This window comes from Nonomuraea sp. NPDC050227, from assembly GCF_044459705.1.
Lineage (GTDB): Bacteria > Actinomycetota > Actinomycetes > Streptosporangiales > Streptosporangiaceae > Nonomuraea.
On sequence record NZ_JBITJF010000001.1, the window covers coordinates 542629 to 559946 of the forward strand.

The 17318-nt window shown below is 70.5% G+C and carries 21 protein-coding genes and 1 tRNA gene; 12 read left to right on the top strand and 10 right to left on the bottom strand.

Features of this window, described 5'->3' with window-relative positions; all coding sequences use genetic code 11:
• Positions 1–146: 146 nt before the first annotated feature.
• The 3 genes from ACIBK9_RS02960 to ACIBK9_RS02970 are packed head-to-tail and all read left to right on the top strand — an operon-like array spanning position 147 to position 1953.
• On the top strand, positions 147–587 hold the full coding sequence (locus ACIBK9_RS02960) for a phage holin family protein (protein WP_352321392.1): 441 nt from the start codon (positions 147–149) through the stop codon (positions 585–587).
• Positions 577–1494, top strand: a complete 918-nt coding sequence (locus ACIBK9_RS02965; RefSeq protein ID WP_397154714.1) for an alpha/beta fold hydrolase — start codon at positions 577–579, stop codon at positions 1492–1494. Before ACIBK9_RS02960 ends, ACIBK9_RS02965 begins: the two co-directional genes overlap by 11 nt.
• A 15-nt stretch (positions 1495–1509) precedes the next feature.
• Positions 1510–1953 carry a DUF309 domain-containing protein gene (locus tag ACIBK9_RS02970; protein WP_397154716.1) on the top strand — a complete coding sequence of 148 codons (444 nt, stop codon included), beginning with the start codon at positions 1510–1512 and terminating at the stop codon, positions 1951–1953.
• On the opposite strand, the gene ACIBK9_RS02975 is transcribed toward ACIBK9_RS02970, so the two are convergent.
• Positions 1950–3140 (bottom strand): MarP family serine protease, encoded by a 1191-nt coding sequence (locus ACIBK9_RS02975; RefSeq protein WP_364327501.1) that lies wholly within the window; start codon positions 3138–3140, stop codon positions 1950–1952. The two genes, ACIBK9_RS02970 and ACIBK9_RS02975, sit on opposite strands and share 4 nt — an antisense overlap.
• A gap of 103 nt (positions 3141–3243) precedes the next feature.
• On the opposite strand from ACIBK9_RS02975, the gene ACIBK9_RS02980 reads away from it, so the two are divergent.
• A complete protein-coding gene (locus ACIBK9_RS02980; protein WP_352321385.1) occupies positions 3244–3735 on the top strand; it encodes a HEAT repeat domain-containing protein in 492 nt (163 codons plus the stop codon).
• 15 nt (positions 3736–3750) lie between these two features.
• Here ACIBK9_RS02980 and ACIBK9_RS02985 read toward each other — a convergent pair whose 3' ends face one another.
• Complete coding sequence (locus tag ACIBK9_RS02985) at positions 3751–4416, bottom strand: NUDIX hydrolase (RefSeq protein ID WP_397154719.1); 666 nt, start codon at positions 4414–4416, stop codon at positions 3751–3753.
• 49 nt (positions 4417–4465) lie between these two features.
• Positions 4466–5188, bottom strand: coding sequence for an endonuclease III (gene nth, locus ACIBK9_RS02990; RefSeq protein ID WP_352321382.1), 723 nt, complete (start codon positions 5186–5188; stop codon positions 4466–4468).
• Between the two features lie 76 nt (positions 5189–5264).
• Between nth and ACIBK9_RS02995 the strand changes: the two genes are divergently transcribed.
• Positions 5265–5693, top strand: coding sequence for a hypothetical protein (locus tag ACIBK9_RS02995; RefSeq protein ID WP_397154721.1), 429 nt, complete (start codon positions 5265–5267; stop codon positions 5691–5693).
• A gap of 133 nt (positions 5694–5826) precedes the next feature.
• The gene (locus ACIBK9_RS03000; RefSeq protein ID WP_352321378.1) at positions 5827–6507 is read left to right on the top strand and encodes a Crp/Fnr family transcriptional regulator; all 681 of its coding nucleotides are present in this window, start codon (positions 5827–5829) and stop codon (positions 6505–6507) included.
• Here ACIBK9_RS03000 and ACIBK9_RS03005 read toward each other — a convergent pair.
• From ACIBK9_RS03005 to ACIBK9_RS03020, 4 genes are read right to left on the bottom strand one after another with little or no spacing between them, the layout of a single operon-like run.
• A complete protein-coding gene (locus ACIBK9_RS03005) occupies positions 6489–7277 on the bottom strand; it encodes an MBL fold metallo-hydrolase (RefSeq protein WP_397154726.1) in 789 nt (262 codons plus the stop codon). The two genes, ACIBK9_RS03000 and ACIBK9_RS03005, sit on opposite strands and share 19 nt — an antisense overlap.
• Positions 7274–8092 (bottom strand): NUDIX hydrolase, encoded by an 819-nt coding sequence (locus ACIBK9_RS03010; protein WP_358290486.1) that lies wholly within the window; start codon positions 8090–8092, stop codon positions 7274–7276. Before ACIBK9_RS03010 ends, ACIBK9_RS03005 begins: the two co-directional genes overlap by 4 nt.
• A gap of 49 nt (positions 8093–8141) precedes the next feature.
• Entirely contained in the window at positions 8142–8600 is a 459-nt protein-coding gene (locus ACIBK9_RS03015) for a RidA family protein (protein WP_358290489.1), read from the bottom strand.
• Positions 8597–8752 carry a hypothetical protein gene (locus ACIBK9_RS03020; protein ID WP_352321370.1) on the bottom strand — a complete coding sequence of 52 codons (156 nt, stop codon included), beginning with the start codon at positions 8750–8752 and terminating at the stop codon, positions 8597–8599. Before ACIBK9_RS03020 ends, ACIBK9_RS03015 begins: the two co-directional genes overlap by 4 nt.
• 131 nt (positions 8753–8883) lie before the next feature.
• Here ACIBK9_RS03020 and ACIBK9_RS03025 point away from each other — a divergent pair, with 131 nt between their 5' ends.
• Together ACIBK9_RS03025 and ACIBK9_RS03030 are read left to right on the top strand one after the other, a co-directional pair.
• Positions 8884–9888: an ArsA-related P-loop ATPase gene (locus ACIBK9_RS03025; protein WP_397154729.1), complete on the top strand. Its 1005-nt coding sequence runs from the start codon at positions 8884–8886 to the stop codon at positions 9886–9888.
• Positions 9885–11012: an ArsA family ATPase gene (locus ACIBK9_RS03030; RefSeq protein WP_364327527.1), complete on the top strand. Its 1128-nt coding sequence runs from the start codon at positions 9885–9887 to the stop codon at positions 11010–11012. The genes ACIBK9_RS03025 and ACIBK9_RS03030 overlap by 4 nt, the downstream gene beginning before the upstream one ends.
• Before the next feature lie 53 nt (positions 11013–11065).
• On the opposite strand, the gene ACIBK9_RS03035 is transcribed toward ACIBK9_RS03030, so the two are convergent.
• Positions 11066–11362: a WhiB family transcriptional regulator gene (locus ACIBK9_RS03035; protein ID WP_090771382.1), complete on the bottom strand. Its 297-nt coding sequence runs from the start codon at positions 11360–11362 to the stop codon at positions 11066–11068.
• A gap of 244 nt (positions 11363–11606) precedes the next feature.
• On the opposite strand from ACIBK9_RS03035, the gene ACIBK9_RS03040 reads away from it, so the two are divergent.
• Positions 11607–13940, top strand: a complete 2334-nt coding sequence (locus ACIBK9_RS03040; RefSeq protein ID WP_397154731.1) for a transglycosylase domain-containing protein — start codon at positions 11607–11609, stop codon at positions 13938–13940.
• Positions 13941–14580: 640 nt separating this feature from the next.
• Here the strand turns inward: ACIBK9_RS03040 and ACIBK9_RS03045 are convergent.
• Positions 14581–15036 carry a GatB/YqeY domain-containing protein gene (locus ACIBK9_RS03045; protein ID WP_397154732.1) on the bottom strand — a complete coding sequence of 152 codons (456 nt, stop codon included), beginning with the start codon at positions 15034–15036 and terminating at the stop codon, positions 14581–14583.
• Between the two features lie 89 nt (positions 15037–15125).
• On the opposite strand from ACIBK9_RS03045, the gene ACIBK9_RS03050 reads away from it, so the two are divergent.
• Together ACIBK9_RS03050 and ACIBK9_RS03055 are read left to right on the top strand one after the other, a co-directional pair.
• Entirely contained in the window at positions 15126–15989 is an 864-nt protein-coding gene (locus ACIBK9_RS03050) for a metallophosphoesterase (protein WP_352321394.1), read from the top strand.
• Positions 15990–16053: 64 nt separating this feature from the next.
• A tRNA-Pro gene (locus tag ACIBK9_RS03055) sits at positions 16054–16127 on the top strand.
• 90 nt (positions 16128–16217) lie between these two features.
• Here the strand turns inward: ACIBK9_RS03055 and ACIBK9_RS03060 are convergent.
• Entirely contained in the window at positions 16218–16379 is a 162-nt protein-coding gene (locus tag ACIBK9_RS03060; protein WP_397154734.1) for a hypothetical protein, read from the bottom strand.
• Between the two features lie 222 nt (positions 16380–16601).
• Between ACIBK9_RS03060 and ACIBK9_RS03065 the strand changes: the two genes are divergently transcribed.
• Entirely contained in the window at positions 16602–17222 is a 621-nt protein-coding gene (locus tag ACIBK9_RS03065) for a TMEM175 family protein (protein ID WP_352357460.1), read from the top strand.
• Positions 17223–17318 lie beyond the last annotated feature (96 nt).

Genomic DNA, 17318 nt, shown 5'->3' on the forward strand with positions numbered 1-17318 from the left:
ATGCGCCTCAGCCGTCTCCACCGGACGGCGTTATCGTGGGCGATCGGGTAGTTCTGTGAGTAGCAGCGTCCTCGGCGTGTTCGGTGGCGCCCAGCCGTCCGTACGGGATGTTTGACACGGCCACCAGGCCTCGATAGGAGACGTTCATGCCGCAGACTCCCGAGGAAGAATCCCTGGGCTCGCTGGTCGCCCAGGCCAGCAGCCATATCTCCGACCTCGTCCGCTCCGAGATCGAGCTGGCCAAGGCCGAGTTCAAGTTCGACGCCAAGCGGGTGGGCATGGCCGCGGGCCTGTTCGCCGCCGCCGCGTTCATGGCGCACCTGTGCCTGATCCTGGCCTCGTTCACCATCGCGTACGTGCTGGCCCAGTGGCTGCCCAACTGGCTGGCCTTCCTCATCGTGACCGTCTTCTACCTGGTGGCCGCGGGCCTGCTGGTGCTGGTCGGCGTGCGCAGGCTGAAGGGTCTGGCCGGGATGAAGCGCACCGCCAGGTCGATCAAGGGCCTCAAGGAGATCGCGACGCCGGAGGAGCAGCCGCTTCCCGTGCCCAGTCCCGAGGGCCAGCCAGTGAGTCGTGATGGCACCTGACGAGTCGGTCGTCCAGATCGACGGCCCGTGGACGCACCGGGCCGTGCACGCCGGCGGCACCCGCTTCCACGTCGTGGAGGCCGGTGAGGGGCCGCTGGTCCTGCTGCTGCACGGGTTCCCGCAGTTCTGGTGGACCTGGCGCAACCAGCTCACCTCCCTCGCCCGGGCCGGTTTCCGGGCGGTCGCCGCCGACCTGCGCGGCTACGGCGGCAGCGACAAGCCGCCGCGCGGCTACGACCTGCCCACCCTGGCCGCCGACGCCACCGGGCTGATCCGCGCGCTGGGCGAGACCGGCGCGGTCGTCGTCGGGCACGACTGGGGCGGCCTGCTGGCCTGGACGATGGCCGTTCTCGACCCCAAGTGCGTGCGCCGGCTGGTCGTGGTCTCGGCGCCGCACCCGCTGCGGCTGCGCAACGCGCTGGTGACCGACCCCGCCCAGGTCAGGGCCGGCCGGCACGCGCTCGGCTACCAGCTCCCGCTGCTGCCCGAACGCCGGCTCACCCGGCACGACGCCGCCCTGGTCGGCCGGATCCTGGCGGGCTGGTCGGCGCCCGGCTGGCCCGACGCCGAGACCGCGCGCACCTACCGGGAGGCGTTCCGGATCCCCGCCGTGGCCCACTCGGCGCTGGAGTACCACCGCTGGTTCGGCCGGTCCCAGCTCCGGCCCGACGGCCGCCGCTACGCCAGGGTCATGCGTACCGAGATCGAGGCGCCGACGCTGCACCTGCACGGCGCGCTCGACCCGTGCGTGCTGCCCCGCACCGCCCAGGGCTCCAGCCGGTACGTCGCCGCCCCCTACCGCTGGCGGCTGTTCGAGGGCGCGGGCCATTTCCCCCACGAAGAGATCCCCGACGTGTTCGACACCGAGCTGCTCGGCTGGCTGGCCGACCCCGAGCCCGACCGATAGGAAGCCCCGCGAGCGATGAGAGACCGCGACCCCCAGGGCAAGCCGCGCAACGCCAGGCCACGCGACGCGTACGGCAGGCCGCTCCCCTACGGCTCGCCCGGCGTCGACCGGGTCCCCGACGACTACGCCCCCACCGCCGACCAGGCGCTCGCCGACGCCCGGCGTTTCCTGGCCGAGGGGCTGCCGTTCAACGCGCACGAGGTCTTCGAGGGCCGCTGGAAGTGCGCGCCCGAGGAGGAGCGCGAGCTGTGGCAGGGGCTCGCGCAGATCTGCGTCGGCCTGACGCACCTCCAGCGCGGCAACGGCCGCGGCGCGGTCACCCTGTTCAGCCGCGGCGCGGCCAGGGCGCAGGCGTACGGCGGCGACTACGACGCCGTCGGCCGGGCGGTCACCGGCCTGACCCAGGACAGCGACCCCGCCGGGGCGATCGCCCTGGTCCTGGGCGAGCTGCCCGGCTAGTCGCACTCCTGGGTGCTGGCCGCGGTGGTGTCGTTCCTGCCCTGGCCGGCGTCGGGCGCGACCTCCTCAGCGGTCAGCACGTAACCGGTGTCCTTCTCGCTGACCGCGGCGGCGAAGATCACGCCGTAGACGCGGCCGTCGACGGTGAGCAGCGGGCCGCCGGAGTTGCCCGGCAGCACCTTGCCGCGGATCGCGTAGACCTTCCGCCGGACGTTGCTGCCGTGGTAGATGTCGGGGCCCTCGGCGTCGAGGCGGCCGCCGATGCGGGCCGGCTCGGCGGTGAAGCCCTTGCCCCTGGGGAAGCCGGCGATGATCGCGTTGGCGCCGCGCTTGCCGTCGGCCTCGAAGCTGAGCTGCGGCAGGTCGAGGCCGGGCACGTAGAGGATCGCGATGTCGCGCTGGGGGTTGTAGCGCACGACCTTGGCCGGGTGGCGCACGTTCTTGTAGTCGATGACCTCAAGGTCGCGGGTGACGCCGGCGACGACGTGGGCGTTCGTCATGATCCGGCCGTCGGCGTAGACGAAGCCGGTGCCCTCGATGTGCTTGTTGCAGCTCTCGGCGTTGCCCTGCACCTTGACGATGGCCCGCTGGGCCCGGCCCAGCTTGGCGCCCTGGAGGATGCTCTGCGCGGGCGGCGGCACGTCGATCAGCGTGTCGGCGCCGATCGCGTCGAAGACGGGCGGGAACTCCGACCGGTCGACGAACTTCTTGAACGGCTGCTGCCAGTTGCGCGCGGCCTGCGGGATCGCGTCGTCGACGGTGGTCAGCAGCGCGGAGTTCTTGACCTGGTCGACCAGCGGGGTGAACGTCGTGGAGACGATCAGCGACCCGATCAGCCAGGCGATCACCAGCACGGACAGCGCGCTGGCGAACGTGCCGCCCACCGCGTCGGCCATCTTGGCCGGCTCCCACGTCACGTGGCTGCGCACGACCGCGCCGACCGTGGAGGAGGCGAACTGGCCGATCGTGGCGGCCAGGAAGACGATCACGATCGCGAGCAGCGCCTGCGGGGTGTCGCCGTCGACCACGGCCTTGGCGACCGGCGGAGCGATGAAGATGCCGAGCACGGCGCCGCCCACGAACCCCACGAAGCTCATCGCGCCGATGATGAAGCCCTGTCGGTAGCCGGATACGCCGAAGGCGATCACGAGGCCGATCAATATGAGGTCAAGCAGATCACCGCGCACGCTTCAAAGGTAGCCAGCGATACGGTCAAGTGTGCACGTCTTCCGCCAGGACGGCGTCACCCGCCTGGCTATCTTGAGCGGTATGCCGCCGGCCGAGGGAACAGTGCGCGATCTCATCCAGGCAGCTCTCAGCGACACCGATCCGGACGGCCCGCTGCGCTGGCACGTGATCTGCCAGCTGCGCCAGCGGGCCGACCTGGAGTCGTTCATCGAGGCACGCCGCCTGTGCGCTGCGGACAACGTGGCCGAGCGCCTGCTCGGGGTGGACATCATGGGCATGTTGCGGCCGTTCGTGGACCGTACGCTGCCGGTGCTGCGCTACCTGGCCGCCAGCGAGGACGACGCCATGGTCCTGTACTCGGTGCTGATCGCCTTCGGCCACCTGGCCGACCCCCGCTCGCTGCCTTCGGTGATCGACCTGGCCTGTCACGGCGACGCGAGAGTGCGGTACGGGGCGGCGTACGCGCTGCAGCACGTGCTCGGCGATCCGCCCGACCGGGCCGGCCTGGAGATGCTGCGCACCCTGGCCGCCGACGACGACGCCGACGTGGCCGACTGGGCCTCCCTGGGCGTCTCGCTCAGAGCCCCGGAGTGACCCCGGCGTCCTGCGTCAGGGCGCCGGAGTGGTCCGCTCGCGCAGGCCCAGCCGGACGACCTCGGCCGGCAGGTCCTCCAGCCGCGCCTGGTCCCAGGGACGTTCGAGGCCGCCCTCGCGCAGCACGACGTCGAGCACCATGGCGGTGAACCCCCACACCAGCATGCCCCGCACGTGGAAGGCCGGGCCGGCGAGCCCGCTGGGATGCCGCAACATGACCCGGTTGCCCGGATCGACCAGCTCCGCGATCGGCACCCGCTCCACGGACTCCACCTCGTCGGGCGAGGCCGCGTGCACGGCGGACGGCGTGTGCCACCAGCCGAACACCGGGGTGACCCGGTTGTCGCTGTGGTCGAGGTAGAGCTCGGGCATCGTGCCGAGCACGCGGACGCCGCGCGGATCGACGCCGGTCTCCTCCTCCGCCTCGCGCAGGGCCGCGCCGACCGGGCCGCCGTCGCCGGGATCGACGCCGCCGCCGGGGAAGGCGGGCTGGCCCGCGTGCCTGCGCCCGCGTGAGCTGCGCTGGATGAGCAGCACGTCGGGCCCGAGCGGGCCCTCGCCGAACAACATCAGCACCGCGGCCAGGCGCCCGCCGTCGGCCGGGGGACGCAGGTATCGGGGGACCGTGATGCGCGCGGCCTGCGCCGCCAGCCGTTCGAGCCAGTCGGGCACTTCTGTCACGCCAACCTCCAACACGGCACGGCCTCGATCACTTCCCACGGCTCGGGGATCAGGAGAAGGGGCCGGGCCTGACCAGCTTCTCGGCCTCCGCCTCGCCGGTGGGCCCGGTGCCGAAGGAGGGGCACAGGTTCGCCAGCGGGCACACGCCGCAGGCCGGGCGGCGAGCGTGGCAGATGCGGCGGCCGTGCCAGATCACCCGGTGGGAGAAGATCGTCCACTCGCGGCGGGGCAGCAGCTCGGCCACGATGTGCTCGATCTTGACGGGGTCGGTCTCCTCGGTCCAGCCGAAGCGGCGCACGAGCCGCTGGAAGTGCGTGTCGACGGTCAGCCCCGGCACGCCGAACGCGTTGCCGAGCACCACGTTCGCGGTCTTGCGGCCCACGCCAGGCAGGGTGACCAGGTCTTTGAGCCGGCCGGGCACCTCGCCGCGGTAACGCTCGCACACGGCCTGGGCCATGCCGATGATGCTGTTGGTCTTCGCGCGGAAGAAGCCGGTCGAGCGGATGATGTCTTCCATCTCGGCGCGGTCGGCGGCGGCGTAGTCCTCGACGGTGGGGTATTTGGCGAACAGGGTGGGGGTCACCATGTTCACCCGCTTGTCGGTGCACTGGGCCGACAGGATGGTGGCGACCAGGAGCTCCAGCGGGTTGCGGAAGTCGAGCTCACAGTGGGCGTCGGGGTAGGTCTCGGCGAGGATGCGGTTCATCTTGCGTGCCCGCCGTACCAGGGCGAGCTGGGTCTCCGGCTTGCGCCCCGCCGCGTTCGTGGCCATGCCGCAAGACTATGGGAACGGTTGAACCTTCTACGCCGCGTTCGCGTACAACCTGGCGGCTTGGAGGGCGGCGACCATGGGCGATCGGCACAAGGGCGAGTCACTGACCGAGTTCGTCCGCGCGGGCGGACCGTTGCGCGGCGCGGCGCTGCACCGGCTGGCGCTGGGCAGCGCGGCGGCCATGGCCAGGATGCACGCCCACGGCGTGACCGGCCTGCGGCTCACTCCGGACAACGTCGCGCTCGGCACGCGCGGCCAGGTGCTGGTGGGCGTGCAGGGCTCGCCCGGCCGCGGCAGCCAGGCCGCCGACGTGCGGGACTGGGCCGAGCTGGTGCGGTTCGCGAGCGGGTCCGGCGCGCTGCCGCAGCCGCTGCGCGGGATCGTCGAGCGGTGCCGCCGTCCGGAGCCGGCCGGCCGCCCTTCGGCGGCCCATGTCGTACGCGTCCTGCTGGGCCACACGATGGCGACGGCGGTCGCCTCCGTGGACGACCTCCTGCGGAAGTAAGCAGGTCACCCGATTTGTTCATACACTTCAGTGCGCAACACAACAGGGCAATCCCGGGCTAACCCGGGCATTCCCATAGCCTGTGTGTGCCGCCCGGAGTGGGGTGAGTCACAATGGCAGCAGAGGAGGCAGAGTGAACACCGAAGATGTGCTGGGCAAGGCCCCCCTGTTCGCCGCGCTCGACCGCGAGAGCGCCGCGGCGCTGCGGACGAGCATCACCGAGGTCCAGCTGTCCAAGGGACAGACCCTCTTCCACGAGAACGAGACCGGCGACCGGCTCTACGTCGTGCTCGAAGGCAAGATCAAGCTTTCCCGCACCTCGCCCGACGGCCGCGAGAACCTGCTGAGCGTGCTCGGCCCGAGCGAGATGTTCGGCGAGCTGTCGCTGTTCGACCCGCGTCCGCGCACCGCCACGGCGACGGCGCTGACCGACGTGCGCCTGGCCGGGCTGGGCCACGACGACCTGCGCCCATGGCTGACCGGCCGCCCCGAGGTGGCGCTGCACCTGCTGCGCGCGCTGGCCCAGCGGCTGCGCCGCACCAACGACGTGCTGGCCGACCTGGTCTTCACCGACGTGCCCGGCCGGGTCGCCAAGCAGCTCCTCGACCTGGCCGAGCGGTTCGGCGCCAAGACCGACGACGGCATGCGCGTGCACCACGACCTCACCCAGGAGGAGCTGGCCCAGCTCGTCGGGGCCTCGCGCGAGACGGTGAACAAGGCCCTGGCCGACTTCGCCCAGCGCGGCTGGCTGCGCATCGAGGCCAAGGCCGTGGTCATCCTCGACATGGACCGGCTCTACAACCGTTCCAGGTAGTCGAGCTGGGCCCGCACGGAGACCTCCGCGGCGGGCCAGAGCGACCTGTCGACGTCGGCGTACACGATCTCGACGACCTCCCGGGGCGTGCGCGCGCCCTGCGCCTGCGCCGCCCTGATCTGGTCGAGCCGCTGCCGCCGGTGGGCGATGTAGCCGTCGAGGGCCGCGATCGGGTCGGGCAGCACCGGGCCGTGGCCGGGCAGCAGCGCCCGCGCCCCCAGGCCCTCGGCCGCCGCCCGCAGCCGGTCGAGGCTGCGCAGGTAGTCGCCGAGGCCGCCGTCCTGGGCGATGATCGTGGTGCCCCGGCCGAGGACGGTGTCGCCGGTCAGCATGGCCCGGTCCTGGGGCAGCCAGAAGCACAGCGAGTCGAACGAGTGGCCGGGCGTGGCGTGGACGTGCAGCTCCAGGCCGTCGACCGTGATCACGTCGCCGTCGCCGAGCCCTTCGTCGCCGAGCCGGTGGCGCGGGTCGAGGGCGCGTACGGGGGCGTCGACCAGCTCGGCGAACCGTTTCGCGCCGCCGCTGTGGTCGGCGTGGCCGTGCGTGAGCAGGATCTGGGTGACCCGCCGCTCGCCCAGATGGTCGCGTACGCGCAGCAGGTGCGCCTCGTCGTCGGGCCCGGGATCGACCACGACCGCGTCGCGGGTGCCGATGACCCAGGTGTTGGTGCCGTCGAGCGTCATGGCTGACGGGTTGGGCGCCAGCAGGTTCTCGGCGTGCTCGGTACGGGAGCCGTCGGGCGTGCCGAGCGGGATGTGCAGGCCGCTCACGGCGTCATCAACCTCATCTCCCCCTCGACCTCCACGGCCGCCGGCAGGATCGCGGTGATCCGCCGCTCCTCGGCCAGCACGGACGCCACGCTGTCGTGCCCGGCCAGCTCGGTGAGCGTGTGGGAGGTGGGCGGCATCAGGAAGATCTCCCCCGCGCGCCACAGCTCGATCGCCTCGGCCGGCCGCCGCCACACCACGTGGTCGGCCTCGCCCCCGACGTCGCGCGTGCGCTGGCCCTCCGGCAGCACCGCCACGAAGAACCGGGTGTCGAACCTGCGCTGCTCGATCTCCGGCGTGATCCAGTGGGCCCACGGCTTGAGCAGGTCGGACCGCAGCACCAGGCCCCGCTTGGCCAGGAAGTCGGCGAAGGCCAGGCTGCGGTCGATCAGCGCCAGCCGGTCGGCCTCCCAGTCGTCGCCCGTGGTGTCCTCGACCACGCTGTCCGGCCCCGGCCCCGCCAGCAGCACGCCGGACTCCTCGAACGTCTCCCGCACGGCCGCGCACACCAGCCCGCGCGCGACGTTCTCACTGGCGTGGAAGACCTCGCCCCACTCCTTGGGGGACGGCCCGGCCCAGGCCACCGCCTGGTCGGTGTCGCGGGGATCGACGGAGCCGCCGGGGAAGACGTAGGCGCCCGCCGCGAAGGCCATCGTGGACTTCCGCCGGAGCAGGTAGACCTCGGGCCCGCCGCGCGGGCCCGAGCCGCGCAGGATCACCACCGTGGCGGCGTCGCGCGCCGGGACGGGGGCGAGCCGCCCGGCGATGATCTCTCTGGCTCGCGCGGCGAGCTCGTCGGGAAGGGGAAGACCGGCCACCTGACCTCCTACTAGAACATCACTCGGTCATGGTGACACATCCTGATGGTCAGGAGACCTCCGCGATCAGCTCCACTTCCACGGGGGCGTCCAGCGGCAGCGCGGCCACGCCCACGGCGCTGCGGGCGTGCTTGCCCGCCTCGCCGAACACCTCGGCCAGGAAGTCGCTGGCGCCGTTGGCCACCTGGGGCTGCTCGGTGAAGCTCGGCGCGCTGGCCACGAAGACCACGACCTTGACGATCCGCCGCACCCGGGACAGCTCGCCCAGCTCGGCCTTCAGCGCGGCCAGCGCGTTGAGCACGCAGATGCGCGCCTGCGCCTTGCCCTCGTCGACGCCGAGGTCGACGCCGAGCTTGCCGGTCTGGTGCAGCTTGCCCTCCAGCATGGGCACCTGGCCGGAGGTGTAGACGAGGTCACCGGTACGGACTGTCGGCACGTACGCGGCCAGCGGCGTCACCGGCTGGGGCAGCTCGTACCCGAGCTCGGCGATCCGCTCCTCGGGGCTCACGCCTTCTCCCGCTTGAAGTAGGCGACGAGCTGCTCGGGCGAGGCGCCCTGGACGATCTGGACGAGCTCCCAGCCGTCGGACCCGAAGTTGTCGAGGATCATCTTCGTGTTGTGGATCAGCACCGGAGCGGTGAGGTACTCCCATTTCTTCATGGCATGACGATCTCATGGAAAGCCGCTTCCCGGCCTGTCACCCCACCCATACGGGGGGCGGTGACCACAATGTGAGCAATCAAACGGTGGCCGTCGGGTTTCGACAAGTAACCGTTCGGTAGCCTCGAAACGTGGACTCTCCGGACACGGATTGGGGCGACGTGCGGCTGCACGTCGTCACCGGCAAGGGCGGCACCGGCAAGACGACCGTCGCCGCCGCCCTCGCCCTCGCACTGGCCGCGGGCGGGCGCAAGGTGCTGCTCGTCGAGGTGGAGGGCAGGCAGGGCATCGCCCAGATCTTCGACCTGCCGCCGCTGCCCTACGAGGAGCGCAAGATCGCCGTCGCGCCCTCCGGCGGCGACGTGTACGCGCTGGCCATCGATCCCGAAGAGGCCATGCTCGAATACATGGAGATGTTCTACGGCATGCGCAGGGCCGGACGCGCGCTGACCAAGATGGGCATCGTCGACTTCGCCACCACCGTGGCCCCCGGGTTCCGCGACGTCCTGGTCACCGGCAAGACGACCGAGGCCGTGCGCAGGCGGGGCAAGAACGGGCGCCGGGTCTATGACGCCGTCGTCCTCGACGCGCCGCCCACCGGCCGCATCACGCGCTTTCTGAACGTCACCCAGGAGGTCGCCGGCCTGGCCAAGGTCGGACCCATCAAGAACCACTCGGAACTCGTGAACGGCGTCGTGAAGTCCAGGGAGACGATGGTGCACTTCGTCACCCTCCTGGAGGAGATGCCGGTGCAGGAGACCCTCGACGGGGTCGCCGAATTGCGCTCGGCCGGGCTTCCCGCAGGTTGCGTTTTCATCAACATGGTCCGTGAATCACTGCTTCCACCGGCCGCTCTTGACATGGCTGTCAAGGGCCGATTCGACGTGGGCGAGCTGGCGCTCGGGCTCAAGGCGGCCGGTCTCGCCGACACCTCCGACGCCGCCGCGATGGCCGAGGCGCTCGCCGAGGAGGTCGTCGAGCACGCCCGCCGCACCGAGCTGGAACACGCCGAGCGCGAGTCGCTGGCCGAGGCCGGCCTGCCGCGCGTCGAGCTGCCGCTGCTGGCCGACGGCGTCGACCTGGCCGGCCTGTACGAGCTGGCCGAAATCCTCCGCACCCACCGGGGAGCAGTGTGAAGAAGCCCATCCCCCTCGACGTCGACGCGATCCTCGACGACAAGGGCACCCGGATCATCGTCTGCTGCGGCTCCGGCGGCGTCGGCAAGACCACGACCGCCGCGGCCCTCGGCCTGCGCGCCGCCGAACGCGGCCGGTGCGCGGTGGTGCTGACCGTCGACCCGGCGCGCCGCCTGGCCCAGTCGATGGGCCTGACCGAGCTGGACAACACCCCGCGCCTGGTCAGCTCGCCCGAGGGCGGCGGCCAGCTCTTCGCCATGATGCTCGACATGAAGCGCACGTTCGACGAGATCATCGAGGCGCACGCCGACCCCGAGCGGGCCCGCCAGATCCTGTCGAACCCCTTCTACCAGTCGCTGTCCTCCAGCTTCTCGGGCACGCAGGAGTACATGGCGATGGAGAAGCTCGGCCAGCTCCGCCGCTCCGACGAGTGGGACCTGATCATCGTGGACACGCCGCCCTCGCGGTCGGCGCTGGACTTCCTGGACGCGCCGGAGCGGCTCGGCCGCTTCCTCGACGGGCGGTTCATCCGGCTGCTCACCGCCCCCGCCAAGGCGGGCGGGCGCAGCGCGTTCCGGCTGCTCAACGCCGGGTTCGGGTTGATGGCCGGAGCGATGACCAAGCTGCTCGGCGCACAGGTGATCAAGGACCTGCAGACGTTCGTGTCCGCCCTGGACGCCGTGTTCGGCGGGTTCAGGCAGCGGGCCGAGATGACGTACCAGCTGTTGCAGGCGCCGGGCACGGCCTTCCTCGTGGTGGCCGCGCCGGAGCGCGACGCGATGAGGGAGGCGTCGTACTTCGTGGAACGGCTCGCCGAGGAGCGCATGCCCCTCGCCGGGCTCGTGGTGAACCGGGTGCACGTGTCGCCCGGCTCGGCGCTCTCGGCGGCACGCAGCGCCGCCGCGGCCGAGGACCTGGAGTCGAGGGGCGAACACGAGTTGACGGCCGCTGTGCTGCGGCTGCACACCGGCCGGATGCAACTCGCCACTCGCGAGAGCCGCGAGCAGGAGCATTTCGTCTCGGCTCATCCCACGGTGCCCGTGGCACAGGTACGTGCGATGTCCGGAGATGTCCACGATCTAGCCGGACTGCGGCAGATCGGGAACCTGTTGGCGAGCGCGTAGAGAAAGCACGGCCGACGGGCGGCGCCGGCCGTGCTCTCCCGCCGCGGGCCAGATCAGCCCGCGATCAGCTCATTGGTCCGTTCGTACTCTTCCTTCGCGGACTCGAGCAGGTCGCGCCACGAGTCCACGTCGGGCCGGCGCCTGAGCAGCGCACGGCGTTCGCGTTCGGTCATACCGCCCCACACCCCGAACTCGATGCGGTTGTCCAGCGCATCGGCGAGGCATTCGGTACGGACCGGGCATCCTCGACAGATCAGCTTCGCCCTGTTCTGTGCGGCGCCCTGGACGAACAGCGCGTCCGGGTCCGCACCCTTACAGGCGGCACGGGAGGTCCAATCCGTGATCCACATTTTTCGACCCCACTCCCCTTAGGTGGTCAGTCGTCATTTGGGGCCGACGGGCGCGGGCGCCGAGCCTCCGTATTCAGTTGCCGCAGAGGATGAACGTACGCAACTTCACGTTCGGGCCGACAGACCCCAGAGGACCAATTTCTCGCCGGACTGTTGACCGGGAATGACTAGTCACCCCTCCCAGTCAAGGCGAAATGGTGTCGTGTTACCGATAAGGACAGTGTTTCGACGTACCCTTGGGAGCGTGCAAGCGAAGGGCAAAGACCGCTCCCACCCGCTCCTCAGCGTCCTGCGTCTGATCATCGCCGGGACGGCGGCGGGTGTGCTGGCGGCGGCGGTGGCGCTGCCGGCGGTCGGCGGGGCGGGCGTGTCGGCCAAGACCGCCATGGACGGACTCGAACTCAAGCCCAGGGAACTCGACGAACCCCCGCTGCCGGAACGCACGAAGCTGGTCGACGCCAACGGCAAGCAGATCGCCCAGTTCTACTACGAGAACCGGCAGTCCGTGACCCTCGACAAGGTCGCGCCCATCATGCAGACGGCGCTGATCGCGATCGAGGACTTCCGCTTCTTCGAGCACGGCCCGATCGACGTCGAGGGCACCGCCCGCGCCCTGGTGAAGAACCTCACCGGCGGCGGCGTCATGCAGGGCGGCTCCTCGATCACCCAGCAGTACGTCAAGCAGGTGCTGGTCAACAAGGCCGAGACGCCGGAGGAGCAGCAGGCGGCCATCGCCCCGACGATGTCCCGCAAGCTCCAGGAGCTGCGGTATGCCATGGCGATCGAGCGCAAGTACAGCAAGCAGCAGATCCTGGAGAAGTACCTCAACATCGCCTACTTCGGCGCGGGCGCGCACGGCATCCAGGCCGCGGCCAGGCGTTTCTTCGACAAGCCCGCCTCCGAGCTCGACCTGTCGGAGGCCGCCACGCTGGCCGGCGCCGTCCAGAACCCGGCCCGCACCGACCCCAACGTCGGCCCCGAGTCACGCGAACGGCTGCTGCTGCGCCGCAACACCGTGCTCGACCGGATGGCCGAGATCCACAAGATCACGCGGGCGGAGGCCGACGCGGCCAAGGCCGAGAAGCTCGGCTACAAGGACGTCAAGTTCCCCGGCGGCTGCGAGGCCAGCAAGTTCCCGTACTTCTGCCTCTACGTCCAGTACGAGATCCTCAACAACGACGACTTCGGCAAGAACCAGGACGAGCGCAGGAAGCTGCTCCAGCGCGGCGGCATGACGATCAAGACCACGCTCGACCCCAAGATGCAGAAGGCCGCCGAGAAGGCCATCAAGAAGTACGTCAGCCCCAAGGACAAGCCCGTGGCCGCGCAGGCCATGGTCGTGCCCGGCACCGGCGAGATCAAGGCGATGGCGGCCTCGCGCAAGTTCGGCGGCAGCAAGAAGAAGAACGAGATGAGCTACAACGTCGTCGCCGACGCCGCGCACGGCGGCGGGCGCGGGTTGCAGCAGGGCTCGACGGCCAAGGCGTACACGCTGGCCACCGCCCTGGAGGAGGGCCTGAAGTACGGCGACGGCTTCCCCTCGCCGGCCGGGTTCACCGCGAGCGGCTACAACTCGTTCAAGGACTGCAAGGGCGACAACGTCGGCGACCCCTCGCACACCGCGCACAACTCCAGCGAGGGCGGCGGCGGTTTCAAGACCCTGCAGACCGGCACGTGGGGCTCGGTGAACACGTTCTTCCTCAAGCTGGAGCAGGAGGTCGGGCTCTGCAAGGTCGTCAAGCTCGCCAAGCGCCTCGGCGTCAAGCGGGCCGACGGCGGCAAGCTGCGCGAGGTCGAGACGTTCACGCTGGGCGTCAACGAGGTCGACCCCGTGACGATCGCCAACTCCTACGCCGTGTTCGCCTCGCGCGGCCAGTACTGCAAGCCGCTGGCCATCACCGAGATCAAGGACAGGAACGGCGCCGCCAAGCAGTACAAGCCGAAGTGCTCGCAGGTCATGGAGGAGGAGGTCGCCGACGCGGTCAGCGGCATCCTGTCGGGCGTGTTCACCAAGGGCACGATGAGCGGCGTGGGCGGCATCGGTCGTGACGCGGCCGGCAAGACCGGAACGACCGACGACTACATGTCCGCCTGGTTCGCCGGTTACACCCCGAACCTGTCCTCGGCCGTGAGCCTCGGCGACCCGCGCGGCGCCTCCACCCACAAGCTGATCGGGGTCACGATCGGGGGCCAGTACTTCCCGTACGTGTACGGCGCCTCGATCTCCGGGCCCATCTGGAAGCAGGCGATGATGCAGGCGCTCAAGGGGGTGGAGCCGGTGGAGTTCACGCCGGTGGACCACTCGCGGTTCGGCGGCTGCTCCGACAAGTGCGCGCCGAAGCCCAAGAAGAAGAAGCGCGGCGACGAGGGGCCCGGGGACGGCGATCCGTTCGACAACTTCTTCGGCGACCACAACGACCGTGGCGACGGCGGCGGCGGTGACGGGCGCGGGCCGGGCGACTGGCAGCGGCCGGGCAACGGGTTCGGCGGCGGAGGGCTCGGCGGGGGGCTCGGCGACGGGCTCGGCGGCCAGGCCAACCTCGGGCCCACAGCCCCGGCGGGCCGAACCCGCCGCTGAGAGACACTGGGCGGCCCCGAACGGCCTTGGCCACCGATTGCCCCTCCATGGCCGTCCAGCCCCTCGCACAACGCCTTCAGAGGCTTCGTGAGGACGGCCCTCAGCCGGCCGTCCCCGACCACCTCCCACAACGCCCCTCAGCCAGACGTCGCGGCCCGGTCGGCCGCGGCCCGGTCGCCGCGGCCGCCCGGTGAACCGGCAGCGCCACTCTCTCGGACCACCACCGCCTGTAGGCCAGTTGCCGCCCCCTCGGGCCGCCGCGTCGGACCGCCGCAGCCGTTCCGTCGGAACGCCGCAGCCGTATAGGACCGCTAGCGCCACGTCGGACCATCGCCGCGGCTCCTTCGCACCACCACCGCCTCTAGGCCGCTGCCGCCACCACGAGCCACTCCGTCGGACCGCCGGTGCCATGTGAACCGCCACCCGCCCTGTCGGGCCGTCGCCGCCACCGCGGACCACTTCCGTCGTCCTGTGGGGCCGCTACCGCCCCCAAGGCTGGTGTCCCGAGGGCGGTGCCCCGAGGGCGGTGCCCCGAGGCTCGGGTCGCGGGGGGCGGCGTCCCGTGCGAAGGCGTCCCGTGCGAAGGCGTCCCACGCGAAGGCGGCGCGGTGTGGCGATCGGTGGGGGGAGGGGGCCGGGGTCAGGCGCTGAGGCGGGCGCGGACGGCGGCGGCGACGCGGCCGCCTTCGGCCCTGCCCGCGACCTTGGGGTTGACCACCTTCATGACCTGCCCCATGGCCTGCGGCCCCGACGCGCCGGTCTCGGCCACGGCCGCGTCGACGATCTGGGCCAGTTCCTCGTCGGAGAGCTGCGCCGGCAGGTACTCCTCCAGCACCGCCTGCTCGTCCAGCTCGGCCTGGGCCTGCTCGGTGCGTCCGGCGTTCTGGAACGCCTCGGCGGCCTCGCGCCGCTTCTTGGCCTCCTTGGTCAGCACCTTGATGACCTCGTCATCGCTGAGCTCCCTGGCCGCCTTGCCCGCCACCTCCTCGACGTTCACGGCCGCCAGAGCCATGCGAATCGTCCGGAGACGGACTTCGTCCCGGCTCTTCATCGAGGCCGTGAGATCGGCCTTCAGCTTGTCCTTCATTGCGCTCATGCGGTCCATCTTGCCGTCTGCCGGGACGGCTCGTGCCCGTTGTCAGGCATCATGAGTACGTGAGGAAAGCCGTCGCAGTGCCCCTGTCCATGATCGGTCTCGGCCTGGCCGGGCTGGGCTACGCCTCCGTCGTGGAGCGCAACTGGTTCCGCCTGCGCCGCTTCGACGTGCCGGTGCTGGAGCGCGGGCGGCGTCCCGTACGCGTGCTGCACCTGTCCGACCTGCACCTGACCCCCAGGCGCACGATGCTCATCAACTGGGTGCGCTCCCTGGGCGCCCTGGAGCCCGACCTGGTGGTCAACACCGGCGACTCGATCGCCCACCCCGAAGCGGTCCCCGCGCTCCTGCACGCCCTGGAGCCGCTGCTGTCCCGTCCCGGTCTGTTCGTCTACGGGTCCAACGACCTCTACGCCCCCCAGCCGAAGAACCCGGCCCGCTACCTCTGGCGTACCTCGAAGAACGACCGCCGTCAGCACATCCCCAACCTCCCGTGGGAGGAACTGGGCGCCGGCATGGCCGCCGAGGGCTGGCTGGACATGAACAACACCACCGCCCGCGTCAAGATCGGCGACCTCGACGTCGCGGTGGCGGGCATCCACGACTCCCACATCTCCCGCGACCGCTACGACCTGGTCGCCGGCCCGGCCCCGGCCGACGCCGACCTCCGCCTCGGCGTCATGCACTCCCCCGAGCCCCGCAACATGACCCGCTTCGCCGAAGACGGCTACCAGCTCCTGCTCGCCGGCCACACCCACGGCGGCCAGCTCTGCGTCCCCTTCTACGGCGCCCTGGTCACCAACTGCGGCATCGACCGTGCCCGCGTGAAGGGCCTGAGCCGGCACGAGAACGCCTGGCTGCACGTGTCCGCCGGACTCGGCACCTCGCCGTACGCACCGGCCCGTTTCGCGTGTTTCCCGGAGGCGACGTTGCTCACGCTGGTTCCGCGGCGCTGAGGCGGTCACGAGTACCCGCGAAGTCCGCTAGACTTTCTCAAGCACGCGCAAGACGGGCGTGCACCGGGGTGTAGCGCAGCTTGGCAGCGCGCTTCGTTCGGGACGAAGAGGTCGTGGGTTCAAATCCCGCCACCCCGACACAGTTTGACCAGGTAGAGGGTCTGATCCGCTAAGCGGGTCGGGCCCTTTTCCATTTCCGGCAGTCGACGGAAGCCATCTCATTCGGACTCATCCCGTTGGCTTGTCACTGAACGTCTTGTTCACGGTGTGGGCTCCCTTGGTGATCATCGGCTTGAGCTGGTGCCGGCAGACCGCTTCTGTGACGCCGGTGCCGGCGTGCCCGACAAGATCGGCGATGGTCTCTATGGGGACGCCCTGGTCACCACTCATGGTGGAGACGAACGAGTGACGCAGTTCGCGAGGTGTCCAGCCGGTTCCGATTCGCCTTGCTTGACCGCGCCGCACGGGATGGCCAAGGCTGAGGTTCTTCGGTGTGCTTACGAGGTTCAGCCTCGCCGTGCCGCCGAGACGGCACCGAGTCCCGCCTAGCAGTAGAAATTCACCGAACTGCCCGTCATCGGGCGACTTGATCCCCTCGCTACGATACGCGGCGTGAGCGATGACTCTTCCGTGATGAGCACCGGGCGCCTGGAGGCGTTCAGCGACGGCGTTTTCGCCATCGCCATCACCCTGCTGGTGCTTGAGATCCGGCTGCCCGAAGGCTGGGAAGAGGACCTCGGGGGCGCCCTGATCGGCCTGTGGCCGTCCTACCTCGCCTACATGGTGACGTTCCTGCTGGTGGGGATGATCTGGATGAACCACCATCGGATGTTCCACTTCATCCAGAGGACTGACGGCCTGCTGCTGGCCCTCAACGTGCTCCTCCTGATGGATGTCGCCTTCCTGCCGTTTCCCACGCATGTGCTGGCCGAGGCGCTGCACGCCGACCACGGCACCCAGATGGCCGCCGTCTTCTATGGAATCGTGCTGGTGATCGGCGGCATCTTCTACAACGCCGTGTGGTGGTACGCCTCGTCAGGGCACCGCCACCTCGGCGGGCACATCACTCCGGCCGAGGCGCGCTCGTTGCGATTTCGTTGGGGCATGGGGCCGGTGCTCTATCTCGTCGCGACCGTCATCGGCGCGCTCAGCGCGATTGGCGCGCTCGTGTTCTACGTGTTGCTGCTCATCTTCTACATGTTCGACATGCGCCCCAGGCGACAGGCTGCGTAGCACCCCACGGAACGATCCGGTCGCCCGCCCTGCCCGGTGAAGGCACGCCTTCGCGGCCCACGTAGGCCGGATCTCCATTCCGTAGCACGATGGATC